General features: G+C 55.8%; 13 protein-coding genes. 10 read left to right on the plus strand and 3 right to left on the minus strand.

The features are described 5' to 3' along the window. Positions 1–13: 13 nt before the first annotated feature. The 5 genes from EDC90_RS00340 (at position 14) to EDC90_RS00360 (ending at position 6,323) form a co-directional block, all read left to right on the plus strand. Complete coding sequence (locus tag EDC90_RS00340; RefSeq protein ID WP_132307348.1) at positions 14–442, plus strand: MerR family transcriptional regulator; 429 nt, start codon at positions 14–16, stop codon at positions 440–442. Between the two features lie 211 nt (positions 443–653). Beyond that, the gene (locus tag EDC90_RS00345; RefSeq protein WP_132307350.1) at positions 654–1,790 is read left to right on the plus strand and encodes a thiolase family protein; all 1,137 of its coding nucleotides are present in this window, start codon (positions 654–656) and stop codon (positions 1,788–1,790) included. Then, positions 1,790–4,111 carry a 3-hydroxyacyl-CoA dehydrogenase/enoyl-CoA hydratase family protein gene (locus tag EDC90_RS00350; protein WP_132307352.1) on the plus strand — a complete coding sequence of 774 codons (2,322 nt, stop codon included), beginning with the start codon at positions 1,790–1,792 and terminating at the stop codon, positions 4,109–4,111. Before EDC90_RS00345 ends, EDC90_RS00350 begins: the two co-directional genes overlap by 1 nt. Before the next feature lie 17 nt (positions 4,112–4,128). Beyond that, entirely contained in the window at positions 4,129–5,919 is a 1,791-nt protein-coding gene (locus tag EDC90_RS00355; RefSeq protein WP_132307354.1) for an acyl-CoA dehydrogenase C-terminal domain-containing protein, read from the plus strand. 86 nt (positions 5,920–6,005) lie between these two features. Continuing rightward, positions 6,006–6,323, plus strand: coding sequence for an SCP2 sterol-binding domain-containing protein (locus EDC90_RS00360; protein ID WP_132307356.1), 318 nt, complete (start codon positions 6,006–6,008; stop codon positions 6,321–6,323). A gap of 265 nt (positions 6,324–6,588) precedes the next feature. On the opposite strand, the gene EDC90_RS00365 is transcribed toward EDC90_RS00360, so the two are convergent. The 3 genes from EDC90_RS00365 to EDC90_RS00375 form a co-directional block, all read right to left on the minus strand. Beyond that, positions 6,589–7,005, minus strand: a complete 417-nt coding sequence (locus EDC90_RS00365; protein ID WP_132307358.1) for a DUF2147 domain-containing protein — start codon at positions 7,003–7,005, stop codon at positions 6,589–6,591. Between the two features lie 114 nt (positions 7,006–7,119). Beyond that, entirely contained in the window at positions 7,120–8,421 is a 1,302-nt protein-coding gene (locus tag EDC90_RS00370; RefSeq protein WP_132307360.1) for an OmpP1/FadL family transporter, read from the minus strand. 260 nt (positions 8,422–8,681) lie between these two features. Next, positions 8,682–9,734: a LacI family DNA-binding transcriptional regulator gene (locus EDC90_RS00375; RefSeq protein WP_132307362.1), complete on the minus strand. Its 1,053-nt coding sequence runs from the start codon at positions 9,732–9,734 to the stop codon at positions 8,682–8,684. Between the two features lie 213 nt (positions 9,735–9,947). Here EDC90_RS00375 and EDC90_RS00380 point away from each other — a divergent pair, with 213 nt between their 5' ends. The 5 genes from EDC90_RS00380 to yicI all read left to right on the plus strand — a co-directional run bounded on the left by EDC90_RS00380 (position 9,948) and on the right by yicI (position 16,475). Then, complete coding sequence (locus tag EDC90_RS00380) at positions 9,948–11,174, plus strand: ABC transporter substrate-binding protein (RefSeq protein ID WP_132307364.1); 1,227 nt, start codon at positions 9,948–9,950, stop codon at positions 11,172–11,174. A gap of 99 nt (positions 11,175–11,273) precedes the next feature. Next, on the plus strand, positions 11,274–12,176 hold the full coding sequence (locus EDC90_RS00385; RefSeq protein WP_132307366.1) for a carbohydrate ABC transporter permease: 903 nt from the start codon (positions 11,274–11,276) through the stop codon (positions 12,174–12,176). Beyond that, positions 12,173–13,003: a carbohydrate ABC transporter permease gene (locus EDC90_RS00390; RefSeq protein ID WP_132307368.1), complete on the plus strand. Its 831-nt coding sequence runs from the start codon at positions 12,173–12,175 to the stop codon at positions 13,001–13,003. Before EDC90_RS00385 ends, EDC90_RS00390 begins: the two co-directional genes overlap by 4 nt. After that, the gene (locus EDC90_RS00395; protein ID WP_132307370.1) at positions 13,000–14,067 is read left to right on the plus strand and encodes an ABC transporter ATP-binding protein; all 1,068 of its coding nucleotides are present in this window, start codon (positions 13,000–13,002) and stop codon (positions 14,065–14,067) included. The genes EDC90_RS00390 and EDC90_RS00395 overlap by 4 nt, the downstream gene beginning before the upstream one ends. An 86-nt stretch (positions 14,068–14,153) precedes the next feature. Then, complete coding sequence (gene yicI / locus EDC90_RS00400) at positions 14,154–16,475, plus strand: alpha-xylosidase (RefSeq protein WP_132307372.1); 2,322 nt, start codon at positions 14,154–14,156, stop codon at positions 16,473–16,475. Positions 16,476–16,505 lie beyond the last annotated feature (30 nt).

Here is a 16,505-nt window from a genome sequence, read left to right on the forward strand (position 1 = left end):
GCAGGAGACCGCTATGGTAAGCCGTTCGAAAAAAAGAAGGTTTCCAGTGTCGGATCAGTTCTTCACAGTGACCCAGCTTGCCGAGGAGCTAGGGATGACGCCACGGGCCGTGCGGTTTTACGAAACCAAAGGGCTTATCAATCCCGGTCGTGCGGGCAAGACGCGGATTTACACGCAGCGCGACCGTGCGCGTCTGATCCTCATTCTGCGCGGCAAGCGGCTTGGCTTTTCGCTTCAGGAGATCAAGAATTTTCTCGATCTTTACGAAATCGACCGGACACAGCAGGAACAGCTGACAGCGCTGATTGCGGCGGTGCGCGAGCGCATGGGCATGCTTATCGAACAAAGAGAAGCGCTGGAACTTACGCTGAAAGAGCTGAAAGCCGTCGAGCGCGAGGCAGAGGAGCGCCTTTCACAAAAGGCAGGGAAACTGGCCAGCTAAACGGCGCGGGATCGCCGCTCGGTGGTTTTGAACAAACTGGCACCCCGTCAGTCGAAACAAACAAGTATCGCGGCAATGCTCCGGCTTGTCAGCGCCCTTGGTCGCATCTTTTTATCTATTCAGGGCATGCAAGTGCAGTCACTCACGTGGCTGGGCAGCCTGGCTGCATGCCTTTTTCATCCAACAGCATTCAGGTTTTCGGGAGGATGCCATGACGAATGTCGTCATCGCGGGCTATAAGCGCTCGCCATTTGCACTTGCTCACAAGGGTGAACTCAAACGGGTCCGCCCTGATGATCTGGCCGCACAGGTGGTCGGCGGACTGGTGGAGCAGTCCGGGGTTAATCCGGAAGATATTGAAGATCTGATTCTGGGCTGCGCGTTCCCGGAAGCCGAGCAAGGCCTCAATCTGGCGCGCCTGGTTGTTTTGCTTGCCGGTCTGCCACAGTCGGTCGGCGGCGTTACAGTCAACCGTTTCTGCGGCTCGTCGATGCAATCGATCCACATGGCTGCCGGACAGATCCAGCTTGGTGCCGGTGAGGTGTTCGTATGTGCCGGCATCGAAAGCATGAGCCGCGTTCCGATGATGGGTTATAATCCGCTGCCTAATCCATCGCTGCATGCCAGGATCCCCGGGGCCTATATGGGCATGGGCGACACGGCAGAAAATGTCGCGACGAAATGGCAGATTTCGCGTGAAGAACAGGAAAGCTTTGCCGTCAAAAGCCAGGAAAAGGCAGCGGCAGCTCAAAATTCCGGGAAGTTTTCCGATGAGATCATACCGATCAAGGTGAACGGTTCTGCCGTCAGCGAAGATGGATGCATCCGGCCAGAAACGACGGCAGAGGTGCTGGCTGGGTTGAAATCTGCGTTTTCTGAAGACGGAACGGTGACGGCGGGCACGTCCTCGCCGCTTACAGATGGTGCTTCGGCAGTGCTGGTCTGCTCGGAAGCCTATGCAGAAAAGCACGGGCTGTCGCCGCTGGCACGCCTGACATCCGTCGGGATTGCCGGCTGTGCTCCGGAAATCATGGGCATCGGCCCGGTCGGTGCGACACGCAAGGCCTTGTCGCGCGCCGGTCTCGAAGCCGGGGCAATGGATGTTGTCGAGCTGAATGAAGCCTTTGCCAGCCAGTCGATTGCCTGCATGCGCGAGCTCGGGCTTGGCGCAGATAAGGTCAATCTGGACGGCGGTGCCATCGCTCTTGGCCATCCGCTGGGTGCCACCGGTGCCCGCATTGTCGGCAAGGCCGCATCACTTCTGAAGCGTGAAGGCGGCCAGTATGCACTTGCCACCCAGTGCATTGGCGGCGGGCAGGGTATTGCAACCATTCTGGAGCGTGTCTGATGAGCAAGATCAACAAGGTCGCGGTTATCGGCGCCGGCGTCATGGGGTCCGGCATTGCCGCTCAGGTCGCCAATGCCGGTCATTCCGTGCTGCTTCTGGATATCGTGCCGGAAGGGGCTGAAAACCGGAATATCATTGCCGAAACCGCGTTGCAGAAAATGATGAAGGCCGACCCGGCGCCGTTCATGTCCAAACGGGCGGCGAAGCTGGTTGAAACCGGTAATGTCGAAGATGACCTTGAAAAACTGGCGGATGTCGACTGGGTTATCGAGGTTGTGATCGAAAAGCTGGACGTCAAGCAGGCCCTTTACCGCCGGATCGACACCGTCAGAAAGCCGGGCACAGCCATCTCATCCAACACCTCGACAATACCGCTTGAGAAGCTGGTTGAGGGGATGCCGGAAGCGTTTCAACGTGATTTCATGATCACGCACTTCTTCAATCCACCGCGTTACATGCGGCTGATGGAGCTGGTGCTGGGTGCAAAGACGGATAAGGCGCTGGCTCAGTCAGTGGAGGATTTTGCCGACCGGAAGCTCGGCAAGAGCGTTGTCCATTGCAATGATCGTCCCGGCTTTGTTGCCAACCGTCTCGGAACAACATGGATCCAGCTCGGTGTGTTGAAGGCGCTTGAAGAGGGCTTGAGCGTTGAAGAAGCTGATGCCGTTATGGGCAAGCCGTTCGGTATTCCTAAAACCGGCATTTTCGGGCTGATTGATCTGGTCGGGCTGGATCTGATGCCGCATATCGGTGCCAGCCTGAAAAGCACGCTGCCGGAAGGTGATCTGTTCCATGAAACCAACCGTGATCTTCCGCTCGTCAATCGCATGATTGAGGAGGGCTATACCGGCCGCAAGGGGAAGGGCGGTTTCTATCGTCTCAACCGCGCAACAGGCCAGAAGATCAAAGAGGGCATCGATCTTGAAACTGGTGAATACCGTGTTTCTGTCAAACCAGACCACCCGAAACTCAAGGCGGCGAAGAAACCGCGTCAGGTTCTGGAGATTGATGGGCCGCTGGGCCGTTATGCGCTCGGTGTGATGACCAATACACTTGCCTATGCGGCGCGTCTTGTTGGCGATGCGGCCGATGACATTGCCTCGATCGATGAGGTGATGCGTCTCGGCTATAACTGGCGCTGGGGGCCATTTGAGCTGGTCGACCTAATCGGTAGCGAATGGCTGGTTGCGAAAATGCGGGAAAACGGTATCGACGTGCCGGAACTTCTCGACAATCTGGGCGACAAAACCTTCTACCGCATCGAAGACGGTCGCCGTCAGGCTCTGCAGCCTGATGGTTCCTACCGCGACATTGCACGGCCGGAAGGCGTTATCATGCTTGAGGATTTCAAGCGCACGCAAGAACCGCTTCTGAAAAACGGCTCGGCTGCTGTCTGGGATATCGGCGATGATGTTCTGTGCTTTGAGTTTACATCCAAGGCCAATGCCATGGATGACCAGATCATGGACCTGCTCAACAAGACCATCGGTCTGGTCAAGCGTAAATACAAGGCACTGGTGATCTATAATGAAGGCACGAATTTCTCGGTTGGCGCCAATCTGGGGCTGGCTTTGTTCGTGGCCAATATCGCGGCCTGGGGGGAAATCGAGAAGCTCGTTTCCAGCGGTCAGAGCACCTACAAGAAGATGAAATATGCGCCATTCCCGGTTGTGGCAGCGCCGTCCGGCATGGCGCTTGGCGGCGGCTGCGAAGTCCTCCTTCATGTCGATGCCGTTCAGGCACATGCGGAAAGTTATATCGGGCTCGTCGAATGCGGTGTCGGTCTGGTTCCGGCATGGGGCGGGTGCAAGGAAATGCTGACCCGCTGGCAAAAAAGCGGCAAGCTGCCAAACGGCCCAATGCCAGCGGCATCCAAAGTTTTCGAGATGATTTCGACCGCAACCGTTGCCAAATCGGCGGAAGAGGCTCGTGAGCTGATGTTCCTGAAAACAGATGACGCCGTGACCATGAACCGCTACCGCCTCCTGGCCGATGCCAAGGCGAAGGCGCTTTCATTGGTCGATGGCTACCAACCGCCCGAACCGGAGGAGGTCTATCTGCCGGGGCCGGCAGGCAAGGTTGCCTTCCAAATGGCTGCTGAAGGATTTGCGAGGCGTGGAATCGCCACCCCGCATGACCTGACAGTGGCGGATGAACTGGCAACGGTTCTTTCCGGCGGCCAGACCGATATCTTCGACACGATGGATGAAGACGCGATCATGGAGCTGGAACAGGACAGTTTCATGCGTCTGGTGAAGAACAACAAAACACTGGCCCGGTTCGAAAGCGTTGTTGAAACCGGAAAACCTTTGAGGAACTGAGGCGAGGAGCTTTACCCATGCAAGTATACAATGCACCGCTCCGGGACATGCGTTTCGTTCTGCATGAACTGATTGGCATCAGCGATTACGCCGAGCTTCCCGGTCTTGAAGATGTCAGCCCCGATCTTGCCGACGCCATTCTGGAGGAGGCCGGTAAGTTCTGTACCGAAGTGCTTCTGCCTCTGAATGCTTCCGGCGATGAGGAGGGTTGTGTGCTGGAAAACGGGGTTGTGCGCACACCTAAAGGCTTCAAGGAGGCCTATAAGGCCTTTGCAGAAGGTGGATGGACGGCCATGGCCTCTGATCCGGAATGGGGTGGGCAGGGCCTGCCGGAAACCATCAACAAGCTGGTCGAGGAGATGAGCTGTGCCGCGAACCTGTCTTTCGGGCTTTATCCGGGACTGACACACGGGGCTTATCAGGCGATTGCCGATCATGCCACACAGGAGCTGAAAGAGCGCTATCTGCCGAAAATGGTCGACGGTACCTGGTCCGGCACAATGTGCCTGACCGAAGCCCATTGCGGCACGGATCTGGGACTGCTGCGCACCCGCGCAGAGCCGCAGGATAACGGGTCTTACAAGATTACCGGCTCAAAGATCTTCATTTCAGCCGGTGAACACGATCTGACTGAAAATATCATCCATCTGGTTCTTGCCCGTATGCCTGATGCACCGAAGGGTGTGAAAGGTATCAGCTTGTTTCTGGTGCCGAAATTCTTGCCGAATGAGGACGGAACGCCCGGTCAGCGCAATGGCGTTTCCTGCTCGGGGCTTGAGCACAAGATGGGTATCAAGGCTTCGGCAACCTGCCAGATGTCGTTTGATGATGCCACCGGATGGCTGGTCGGAGAGCCGCACAAGGGCATGCGCGCCATGTTTACGATGATGAACAGCGAACGGCTTTCCGTCGGAATTCAGGGCCTGGGTGCTGCCGAAGCGGCCTATCAGGGCGCGGTTGCCTACGCTAAAGAGCGGCTTCAGGGCCGTTCGCTTTCCGGCGCGAAACATCCTGACAAGGCCGCCGATCCGATCATTGTTCATCCCGATGTTCGCCGGATGCTGATGACCATTCGTGCCTACACCGAAGGTTGCCGTGCGTTTGGCGGCTGGGTGGCCCGCAATCTGGATATGCTGAAACACCATCCGGACCCGGAAAAACGGCAGGAGGCGGAAGATTTCACGGCTCTGATGACGCCAATTGTAAAGGCTCTCTTCACCGATCTTGGTTTTGAGTGTGCCTCGATCGGTATGCAGGTCTATGGTGGTCACGGCTTTATTCGCGACCATGGGATGGAACAGTATGTGCGCGATAGCCGCATTTCGATGATCTATGAGGGGACGAACGGCGTTCAGGCGCTCGATCTGGTTGGGCGCAAGATGCCTGCCCATATGGGCCGCTACCTGCGTTCGTTCTTCCATCCGGTGCTGGCTGAAATCGATGCGGCTGTCGATGATGACCGTCTGGCCGAGCTTGTGCAGCCGCTGTCCAAGGCGTTTGGCGGGCTTCAGCTCTGCACCGGTGAGATCGCCCAGAAAGCGATGCGCGACCCGGAAGAAGCCGGTGCGGCTGCGACCGAGTATCTGAGGCTCTTCGGTCTGGTGGCGCTTGGCTATATGTGGCTGAGGTCGGCCAAGGTTGCCCATGCCGCTCTGGACGAAGGCTGCGATGATCCTGGGTTCTACAAGGCAAAACTGACCACTGCGCATTTTTACATGAAGAAGATCCTGCCACAGGCCGCCGGCCTTGTTGCTTCCATTCGTTCCGGCAAGGAAACGATGATGGCGCTGGATGAAATGGCATTTTGAGAAGCTTCCTGGCGGGTCTGGAGGCCCGTCAGGAAAACGACGCGATGTATCATAATACTTGTCTGTGCTGGTTATGAGGAGAAGAAATGTCCGAGATTGACGACGTTATCGCCAGAATGAGGGAGCGGGAAGACCGGCTTGAAGAGCTTGGGTATCGAATCCGATTTGACATCAAGGGTTCTGGCTCTATTCTACTGGATGCAACAGGTAGTGATCTTGAGATTTCAGAGGATCAAAGCGGCGAAGCGGATGCTGACACCGTATTGGTGATATCCTATGATAACCTTATCAAGCTGGTTTCAGGCAAGCTTAGCCCGATGCTGGCCTTCTCAACGGGACGGTTGAAGGTTCGCGGGTCGCAGGGTGTGGCGCTGAAGCTGGCCGGTCTGCTGGATGCCGACTAATCGGTTTGCGTATCGTTCGGAAAACCGGTCACGGTTTTGGAAATGGCGATATGGAAATTGAATTCGACGAAGCAGGCTATGTGCGTTTGAACAGGCACAGGGCGGTCGCTCGACGAAGACAGGAAACAGTTTCGAAGCAGTACGGCGCACTCAGTTCTGCTTCTTTTTGCGCGATCGGGAGGATTTCCTGATCGCGCTTTTTTGTGGGCGCTCCAATGAAGCCGGTGTTCGGGAAATGTGATGGACACCGGCTGAATTGGTTTTGTTATTTCACTTTTCGCCAAGTCTGGCTTTTACAGATAGCACCGCCAAGAATGCAGCCTGAAAGCCTGAGCGTGTTCGTGCTCATCATCTGCATTTTCCCGGTATAGGTTTTGCCGTTTTCAAAATTGTAGAGTTTGCCCTTCCACGTATTGTCGCCTTCGGCCTTTAGGTTGTAGAGCATCTGGCTGCCCACGAGATCGCGGCTTTGCCTGGCGGGATCCGGGTTCTCGGTATCTTTGGCCGGCGTCTTCATCCAGACGACGGTTCCGCAGTAGTTACCGCCGCAAGGTGCGATTCGAACCTGCGTTTTGCCGCTTTCCGTCAGCCATGTTCCATCTGGTGAAGCTGCGTTAGCAAGCGAAGCTGAAAGCGAAAGTGCAGCTATCGCAGCCAGAGTGGTTGAAATTCGTTTGAGCATCGTTCCTCCTCCTTCAGATGAGCGCACTCCATCCTCCGGGGGGGCTGCATCTGATTGCTTTTTTCACACTGGTACAAAAAAGCCCCGGATCTTCTCCGGGGCGATTTTCCGTTATCAGAAGCGGTAGCGCAGACTTGCCGAAACAATATCGACGCGTGAATCGACATCGCCGAAATAGGGCAGTCCGGCATAATGCGGGTTATCACTGTCCAGCTTGATGTCTGTGTCGCCGGTCGTGAAGATGTGTTCATAGGCGAAATCAAGCGACAGGTTTTCTGTCCAGTTGTAGCTGCCGCCAATGGAGGCGTGAATACGGTTGCTGTCGGGAAGTCTCAGGTCGCGGTTTCGTGTCGAAATCGGTGACCATTCATAGCCAAGACCGCCGCGAATGGTAAACTGCTGTGTCCAGTCGTATTCGAGGCCCAGCGAAACATAGTATCCGTCGTCATATTCAAACGGCAGATCTGTGATCTCAACGCCATTGGTTATGCCGGACGTTCCGACCACCGGGAAATTGTTGAACACACTCCAGTTGGTCCACTCAAAACCTGCATTCAGTGTCAGGTCATCGGTCAGATCCTGACTGAGGCCGACCGTGATCTGGTCGGGCAGGGTCAGGTCGGATTTCACGTCATACCGTCCGGCTGGAAGTGTTCCAAGACTGGTTGAAACCGGAGCACCGAAATTGATGTCACCGGTCAGGCTCTGTTTGATCTGCGAGCGATAGCCGACACCGATTGTAGTGCCGTCCATTGGCGTTAAAGTGAAGCCGAGCGTGAAGCCGACGCCCCAGGAATCCCCCTGAAGATCAGCGCTGGCTGCATTCGGCATGATGCCCATGGCCTGTGTCAGCCGCGTTTTGAAATACATCGCTTCAATTCCGGCACCCAATGCCAGCCAGTCATTCACCTGCCAGGCAATCGTCGGCGTAATATTGTAGCTGATCACTTCCGAGGTTCGTGCATAGATTTGGCCCGGGGCATTGGGTGGGTTCTTCGTCTCAAGGCCGAAGGGGGTGTTAAGACCAAGGCCAATCCAGATATCGTCATCCAGCTGATAGCTCACATATCCGGCAGGCAGTGCTGCATCGAGCGCAATGTCACCGGTTGAAGCCGTGCCGCCAGCGCCAAGCAGAAACGGGCTTGTTCCGGTTGTCGGGGTGATGTCGGAATAGGGAAAGATACCGGAGAGGTTCATTTCCACCTGAAAGCCTTCAAAGGCTGCCATTGTGGCCGGGTTCCAGTACATCGAGCCGAGCCCTGCCTGCCCGGCCGCCGCACCGGCAAACGCCTGCCCCTGTCCGCGCGCGCTTTGTTCACGCAGTGCAAATGATCCGGCTGAAGCGGTTCCCGCCGTCAGCGCAGCCGCTGCGGCCGAAGCCAGCAGTAGCAGGCTTGTCCTGTTCAGAAATGGCATTATGTCCTCCTCTTTGCAACAAACGCCAGTTACAGAACGTCAGATGTTTCCGAACTCCCATTTAGAAATATAAATGACGTTTAGGTCATTTAATATTCGAAAACGACGGAGGTCCAGTCGCTTTTGTGATTTAAGGTGAATTTAGCATGACATTACGCAAGTCTCTGTGGCAGGTCTGCAACGCAGGGTCGAGGATGCCGCCGTCACTTTTCGCGTTGATCTGCCGGCCGGCGCAGCGGACTTAAAAGCTTCTGTCGCCTTTAAAGCAGACCGCTCTGTTTTTCCGGCGGTGGATCGCTTTCGCCTTCAACAAGTTCCATTGGCCAGATTTTGGTCGTTGGTACGTCGGAATAGAGATCCGCAAAGGCGGGTAGCTGGGAAAGCAGCATTTTACCAAGCATCTGTCCAACTGCTATCGGGTCAAGGCGGAAGCATGTCAGCCGGGGAAGCAGGAACCGTCCGACCGGACTTTCGCGTTCCGCGATGATTGCAAGATCTCGACCCGGCTGCAGCCCGGCTTCTCCAAAGCTGCGATAAAGTCCGACTGACATCATTTCAGCGTTCAGCAGAATAGCCGTTGGCCGGTTCCTCAGGCCGATGATGCGCTGACCGACCGCATAGCCACCTTGCTCATGGGCTTCCGCGCGGAAAACCAGGTCAGGATCGTAATCCAGCCCGCAATGCGCAAGACCGCGTCGGTAGCCATCGAGAAAAAGCTCGGCGAGCTGAACGTCGGTGTCCGGGGCGGCGACGGCGATCTTTCTGTGTCCGTGCTGATACAATCGCTCAACTGCCCGTTCAGCAATGCCTTCGAAATCAAGGTCAACCCAACGATTGTCTGCTGTGGCCGAATGGCTGCGCCCGAGCGAAACAAAGGGCATCCCGGCCTTATTCAGGAAGGGAAAGCGCGGGTCCTCAAGGCGTGTCGAAGAGATCACCATCGCATCGACAATACGCTGTGCGACCATTCTGCGCAGAAAGTCATCCGGCGCTTCGCCCCGCTGACACAGAAGCAGGATAAGGTCCAGGCTATGGACGCTGAGCGCTTCCTGCAAACCGTTGATGACGAGAGGAAAAAAGGTGTCGCTGGCTCCACCTACCATCGAATCATGGCTCAGCATCAGGCCGATTGTCCGGCTTCGGCCCTGCCTCAGGCTGCGTCCGGCCTGATTGGGGACATAGCCAAGCGTTTCTGCCGCTTCAAGCACACGCCGCCGGGTCTCCGCGTTTACGTCAGCCTTGCCGTTCAGCGCCCGCGAAACCGTACCTGTCGAAATTTGCAGATGCTCTGCAAGCTGGCGAATGCCTTTCATGTTATTTCCTTTGATTTGCGTACCTCTATTGACACTTCACATTCTGCAGGTCTAATGTCGTAAACGTTTACGGTGCTTGTTTTTAGCGTTTTCCATCGGAAATTGCCAATATGGTCCTGTCCTGGACTATAGAGCGAGAGTTGAAGGGAATGCCTGAACAAGTGCTAAATCGCCGCTTTTCTTTTTAGGAAAGATCTATTCGGGAGGTTATCAATGAAACATTTTCGCGCTGTCGCCTGCGCTTCCGTTGCTGCTGTGAGCCTGTCGCTTGCTGCCCCGGCGCTAGCTCAGGATCCGGTCACCATTCAGCTTTGGGCGGTTGACCGTCCGGATCAGCCTGCGCCGCAGCTGGTTGATGAGTTCAACGCCAGCCAGGACGAGATCCACGTCGAATATCGTCAGTTGCAGTTTTCCGATCTTCTCAGCGACGTGATGCGTGCCTACGCCGTTGGCAAGGCGCCGGATATCTATGCCGTGGACGTGCCCTTTAATGCCATGATGGCTTCGAAGGGTGCGCTTCTGGACCTCACCGATATGGTTGAGAGTTCTGACGTCATTCAGATTGACGATTATTATCCAGGCCCGGTCGAATCTGCGACATGGGACGGGAAACTTTACGGTGTTCCGAAATCGACCAACACCATTGCGCTCTATTACAATGCTGACATGCTTGAAGCCGCTGGCATCGAAGAGCCTCCGAAAACCTGGGACGAGCTTTATGAAGACGCGAAAGCTCTGACCAACAAGGATGAAGGTGTTTACGGTCTGGCCTTTTCTGCGCAGGCCAATGAAGAGGGTACTTTCCAGTTCCTGCCCTGGATTCAGATGGGCGGTGGCTCATGGGATAATGTCAACACGCCCGGCGCCGTTGATGCTCTGACGCTCTGGAAGACGTTCCTTGATGAGGGGCTTGCTTCTCCTGATACGATCAGCCGCTCGCAGTGGGATTCGACATCGACCTTCATCAGTGGCAATGCCGCCATGGCGATTTCCGGTCCTTGGGAGCTCGACCGCATGGTGCGTGAAGCTGACTTCAACTGGGATGTTGCGCTTCTGCCAGTTCCGGAAGAAGGTGCCAAGCGTTCTTCGGCCATGGGCGACTATAACTGGGTGATGTTCAAGTCAACCAAACACCCGGAAGAAACCTTCAAGGTTCTTGAATATATCGCGTCTAAGGATCCGGAGATGTTTGAGCGCTTCGGCCAGCTTCCTCCCGAGGAAAATGTCGAAATCGAGCCAACCGGTAATGCCGAACTCGACAGCGCTCTGGCCACGTTCCAGGAGCAGTTGAAATATGCTCAGCCGCGTGGTCCGTCAGCCAACTGGCCTCAGGTTTCCAAGGCTGTTCAGGACGCGCTTCAGGCTGCTCTGACCGGCTCAAAGACGCCGCAGCAGGCCCTCGACGATGCTCAGTCTCAGATCGAGCGTGCTACCAACTAAATCCCAAGGCGTGACCGTCACGCAAAGCCCGACCCGCACCCTGTTTCAGGGGTGCGGGAACGGCGAAGCTTATCCGGCGGCCCCAAGGAGTTCCTCGTCATGCGTAACCGACTTTCCACATTATGGGACGGGCGCGGATTCGACCTCATTCTGATCGGCATACCGCTTGCCTTTCTGATTGCGATCTCCGGTGCCGCGATCCTTTATAATGTTCTGATGAGCTTCCAGGCGGTTGATATGTTCAGCCTCGGACAGCTCATACGCCCGTTCGTCGGGTTTGAAAATTACCGGCGGATCCTGTCTGATCCGCAGACTTGGCCGATTTTTGGCAACACCTTGATTTTCGTCGTTGGCTCAATCGTTGGCCAGTTTATTCTTGGGCTTGGGCTGGCGCTTTTCTTCCAGCAGCGCTTTCCCGGATCGACTTATCTGCGCGGCCTGTTTCTGGTGTCGTGGGTCATGCCCGGCCTTGTTGCAGGGGCGATCTGGAACTGGCTGCTTTCGGGCGACTTCGGTGTCATCAACTTCTTTCTGTCGCAGATGGGTATCATCGATGCGCCGATCTTCTGGCGTTCAAACCCGGACTTTGCACTCTGGAGCGTTGTCATTGCCAATATCTGGCTTGGTACGTCTTTCAACATGATCCTGCTCTCAGTTGGTCTGGCTGCTATTCCGCAAGATCTTTATGAGGCTGCTGCGCTGGATGGTGCTGGTCCGCTGCGCCGTTTCTTCACCATCACTCTGCCGATGATGCGCGCAACAATCGGTGCGCTTCTGTCGCTTGGCCTCATCTTCACGCTTCAGCAGTTCGACCTGTTCGCCTCGATCACCAACGGCGGACCAAATAACGCATCTAACGTTGCCCAGTACTGGGCATGGCAACTGTCGTTCCAGGAGTTTGATTTTGCAGGCGGTGCCACCGTATCGGTCATGATGATCGTGGTCGTGATTGTTGCCGCGGCCTATTACGTCCGCTCCACCCGCGGGGAGGTAAGAGGATGACCCGTTACGCCTCAAGAAATACCGTTCTGGTTCTCGTCGCGATTGCTTTTGCAATTATCTATCTGTTTCCGCTTTACTGGATGTATATCACGGCGATCAAAACCTCTTCAGAGGCTTTTGCAAATCCGCCGATCTTCATTCCCACCCATGCGCAATGGTCCAATTTCGTCGATGTCTGGGTCAGCCGCGGCATGGGCCGGTATTTGTGGAACTCGTTTTACATTGCCACCGGTTCCGTGATCCTGATTGCGGCGCTGGGTTCGGGCTGTGCCTATGTTCTGGCACGCTATCGCAGCATCTGGATCGATATCGGCCTGTTCCTGATCCTCATGCTTCAGGTTCTGCCGCCATCGCTGATGGTGACACCGATCTTTGTTGGCTTTTCGCAGCTTGGCATTCTGGAATATCCGCGCTTTGCGACGATCCTTGGGATTACCGCCAAGAGCATGCCGTTCTTCGTTGTGCTCGTGCGAGCCACTTTCATGAGTGTTCCCATGGAGCTGGAAGAGGCCGCGCTTGTCGATGGCAATTCCCGTATCGGTGCATTCTTCCACATCGTTCTGCCTTTGGCCAGAAACGGCATCCTCGTCAGCGCGATTCTGATTTACATGCAGGCTTTCGGTGAATTCGTCTATTCCAAGACCTTCATAGCCGACGCCATCTATCAGCCGGCAAGCGTCGGGCTGAACACCTTCATGGGGCCGAACACGGTCGAGTGGGACAAGATCATGGCGTACTCGTCGATCTATGTAACCCCCATCCTCGCTGTCTTTGTGCTTCTTCAGCGCAAGATTGTCTCCGGCCTGACCTCGGGAGCTTTGAAATGACAACCCAGATCGAATTCAACGCGGTTGAGAAATATTATGGCCGCTTCCATGCCCTCAAAAACATCAGCCTGGAGATTGAAAAAGGGGCGTTTGTCGCTCTTGTCGGGCCATCCGGCTGCGGGAAGTCGACGCTTCTGAGGTCTCTGGCCGGGCTGGAGAAAATCTCCTCAGGCGAGATCAAGATTGCCGGTGAGAAGATGAACCACATGCCGCCGCGCAAGCGCGATATCGCGATGGTGTTTCAGTCTTACGCGCTCTATCCGCATATGTCGGTGGAGGAGAACCTGACCTACAGCTTGCGCACCCATGGCGTGAAAAAGAAAGATGCCCAGGCAAAAGCCCGTGAAGTGGCCGACACCACAGGCCTTTCCAATCTTCTGACGCGTTACCCGCGTGAGCTTTCCGGCGGACAGCGCCAGCGTGTGGCCATGAGCCGTGCCATTATTCGTGACCCGAAGGCATTTCTGTTCGACGAGCCACTTTCAAACCTCGATGCGGCGCTGCGTGTGCATATGCGCAAGGAAATTCGCACGCTTCATGATCGTCTTGGTGCCACTTCGGTTTATGTCACACATGACCAGATCGAGGCCATGACGATGGCTGATCGTGTGGTTTTGATGAAGGAAGGCCGGATCGAGCAGGAAGGTGCGCCACTTGAACTTTACGATAAACCGGTCAACCAGTTTGTCGCTGGCTTCATCGGCTCTCCGGCGATGAACTTCATTCCGGCAACAGTGGGTGAGGATGGTCAGTCGCTGAAACTCGACATCGGTGAAGGCCAGACACTGCCCTATCCGGGACGGCTGGAGGCTGGAAAGGCCGTCACAGTCGGTCTTCGCCCGGAACATCTGATGCTGGTTTCAAAAGAAGAAGCACAGCTGAGCCTGAAGCTGCGCATTGGCGAGGCGACCGGTGCGACCACCTATCTGTTCACCGATAGTGACCCGGAAGTGGCTGTTGTTGTCAATGACCGTACGACGGTGACACCGGGCGAGACGTTCCATCTGCGCATCGATCCTGAGCGCATTCACCTCTTCGACCGCGAAACCGGCGTTCGCCTGTAACGCCTTTTCGCAACGGTCGCACGGCGCGGAAGAGGGGCGACCTCCCGCTTCCTCTTCCGCCCGTGCTGCAACAAAGGACTGATACGATGAAATTTTCTGACGGCAACTGGCATGTGCCGGAACACCTCCACCTGCTCAATCCGGTCGAAGTTTTTGACGCTCGTGATGAAGGTGACAGCCTTCTCATTCTCGCGCCGACCACGCCGCAGCCGGATCGCGCCAACCAGATCAACGCCAAGCTTTTGCGCCTTCGCTTTTTCTCCCCGATGGAGGGCGTGATCGGCGTGCGCTTTGAGCACTTCCGCGGCGGACTCGACAAAGGCCCGCATTTCGAACTCTATCCGGACGCTGCTTTCAAGCCGGAAATCTCGATTGGCGAAAAGGCGGCCGAGCTGAAAAGCGGTAATCTGACGGTTCGCGTTTCGACCGCTGAGGGATGGCGCATTGACTTCCTGCGGGATGGCAAGGTGATCTCCGGCTCCGATTATAAGGCCGCCGGTCACTGCACCGATAAATCCGATAACGACCAGACTTACATGTTTGAACGCCTCGATCTTGGTGTCGGTACAAAGGTTTACGGTCTTGGTGAACGCTTCACCGATTTCGTCAAAAACGGTCAGATGGTGGATATCTGGAACCGTGATGGCGGCGCCAATACCGATCAGGCTTACAAGAACATTCCATTCTTCCTCACCAACCGTGGCTGGGGCCTGTTTGTTAACGATCCGGGACGTGTTGAATTCGAAATCGGCTCTGAAAAGGTTTCCAAGGCCACCTTCTCGGTGCCCGGCGAAGCGCTTGAATACTATTTCATCGATGGGCCGGATCCAAAGAGCGTGATCGACCGCTACACGCAGTTGACCGGTCGTCCGGCACTTCCCAAACAGTGGTCCTTCGGCCTTTGGCTGACCACATCTTTCACCACGGAATACGATGAAAACACGGTCACCGGTTTCCTGGACGGGATGGCTGAACGCAATATTCCGTTGCATGTCTTCCATTTTGACTGCTTCTGGATGCGCGGCCTGCACTGGTGCGATTTTGAGTGGGATCCTGAAACTTTCCCCGATCCTGAAGCGATGCTGGCGCGCTACAAGGAGCGCGGTCTGCATATCTGCGTCTGGATCAACCCTTACATTGCGCAGGAATCCAGACTGTTTGATGAGGGCAAGGAAAACGGCTACCTGATCAAGCGCGAAGACGGTTCAGTCTGGCAGTGGGATATGTGGCAGCCGGGTCAGGCCGTGGTCGACTTCACCAACCCTGAGGCCTGCGACTGGTATGCGGGTTACCTGAAGGGTCTTGTCGGCCAGGGGGTCGATTGCTTCAAAACCGATTTTGGCGAGCGCATTCCGACCGACGTTGCCTATCACGATGGTTCCGATCCGGAGACCATGCATAACTACTACACTTTCCTTTATAACAAGGTGGTGTTTGACGCGCTGGAAGAAAGCAAAGGCAAGGGTGAAGCCGTCCTGTTCGCCCGCTCTGCCACGACCGGCGGTCAGCAGTTTCCGGTTCACTGGGGCGGCGACTGCTATTCCGATTACGATTCCATGGCAGAAACGCTGCGCAGCGGTCTTTCGCTGGGGCTTTGCGGCTTTGGTTACTGGAGCCACGACATTGGCGGCTTCGAGGCGACAGCTGCAGCAGATGTCTACAAGCGCTGGTGTGCTTTTGGTCTGATGTCCAGCCACTCGCGTCTGCACGGATCGAAGTCCTATCGCGTGCCGTGGCTTTATGATGACGAGGCCGTCGACGTTCTGCGGTTCTTTGTCAATCTGAAGTGCACGCTGATGCCGACCCTTTATGCTTCTGCTGTTGAAGCGCCGAAAACCGGCCTGCCGATGATGCGCCCGATGATGCTGGAGTTCCCCGAAGACCGGGCCTGCGATCCGCTCGACCGCCAGTATATGCTGGGTGACCGGCTGATGGTTGCGCCGGTGCTGGATCAGTCCGGTGATGTGGAATTCTATCTGCCGAAAGGGCGCTGGACCCATCTTCTTTCCGGTGATGAAGTCGAAGGCGGTAGCTGGCGTGTTGAAAGCCACGGCTTCATGAGCATGCCGCTTTACGTTCGTCCAAACAGTATCATGGTCTTTGGTGCCAATGATCAGCGCCCTGATTATGACTATGCCGATGGTGCCACATATGCGCTTTATGCGCTGGAGGATGGCAAGACCGCAGAAGCAGTGGTCTATGCCGAAGGTGGTGCTATCGAGCAGAGCGTTTCGGTTTTACGTTCCGGTAACAAGCTGGCTGTCAGTGTTGCTGACGCGGCACGTCCTTGGAAGCTGCTTCTGACCAATGTCGTCTCGATTGAAGGCGCCGGCGAAGGCGTAACAATCTCCGAAAGTGCCGAAGGCGTTGTTCTGGAAGGCAAGGGCAATACAGAAATCACGCTCTGATTTCTGTTCAAAGATATGAGAAGGGGACCG

The sequence above is a fragment of the Martelella mediterranea genome (genome assembly GCF_004342225.1).
Taxonomy (GTDB): Bacteria; Pseudomonadota; Alphaproteobacteria; order Rhizobiales; family Rhizobiaceae; genus Martelella; species Martelella mediterranea_B.

What these genes read in the sequence shown, in the direction of transcription:
- EDC90_RS00340 (WP_132307348.1), top strand. Translation starts at nt 14, where the DNA reads ATGGTAAGCCGTTCGAAAAAAAGAAGGTTTCCAGTGTCGGATCAGTTC.
- EDC90_RS00385 (WP_132307366.1), top strand. Translation starts at nt 11,274, where the DNA reads ATGCGTAACCGACTTTCCACATTATGGGACGGGCGCGGATTCGACCTC.
- EDC90_RS00345 (WP_132307350.1), top strand. Translation starts at nt 654, where the DNA reads ATGACGAATGTCGTCATCGCGGGCTATAAGCGCTCGCCATTTGCACTT.
- EDC90_RS00370 (WP_132307360.1), bottom strand. Translation starts at nt 8,421, where the DNA reads ATGCCATTTCTGAACAGGACAAGCCTGCTACTGCTGGCTTCGGCCGCA.
- EDC90_RS00380 (WP_132307364.1), top strand. Translation starts at nt 9,948, where the DNA reads ATGAAACATTTTCGCGCTGTCGCCTGCGCTTCCGTTGCTGCTGTGAGC.
- yicI (WP_132307372.1), top strand. Translation starts at nt 14,154, where the DNA reads ATGAAATTTTCTGACGGCAACTGGCATGTGCCGGAACACCTCCACCTG.
- EDC90_RS00390 (WP_132307368.1), top strand. Translation starts at nt 12,173, where the DNA reads ATGACCCGTTACGCCTCAAGAAATACCGTTCTGGTTCTCGTCGCGATT.
- EDC90_RS00375 (WP_132307362.1), bottom strand. Translation starts at nt 9,734, where the DNA reads ATGAAAGGCATTCGCCAGCTTGCAGAGCATCTGCAAATTTCGACAGGT.
- EDC90_RS00365 (WP_132307358.1), bottom strand. Translation starts at nt 7,005, where the DNA reads ATGCTCAAACGAATTTCAACCACTCTGGCTGCGATAGCTGCACTTTCG.
- EDC90_RS00355 (WP_132307354.1), top strand. Translation starts at nt 4,129, where the DNA reads ATGCAAGTATACAATGCACCGCTCCGGGACATGCGTTTCGTTCTGCAT.
- EDC90_RS00350 (WP_132307352.1), top strand. Translation starts at nt 1,790, where the DNA reads ATGAGCAAGATCAACAAGGTCGCGGTTATCGGCGCCGGCGTCATGGGG.
- EDC90_RS00395 (WP_132307370.1), top strand. Translation starts at nt 13,000, where the DNA reads ATGACAACCCAGATCGAATTCAACGCGGTTGAGAAATATTATGGCCGC.
- EDC90_RS00360 (WP_132307356.1), top strand. Translation starts at nt 6,006, where the DNA reads ATGTCCGAGATTGACGACGTTATCGCCAGAATGAGGGAGCGGGAAGAC.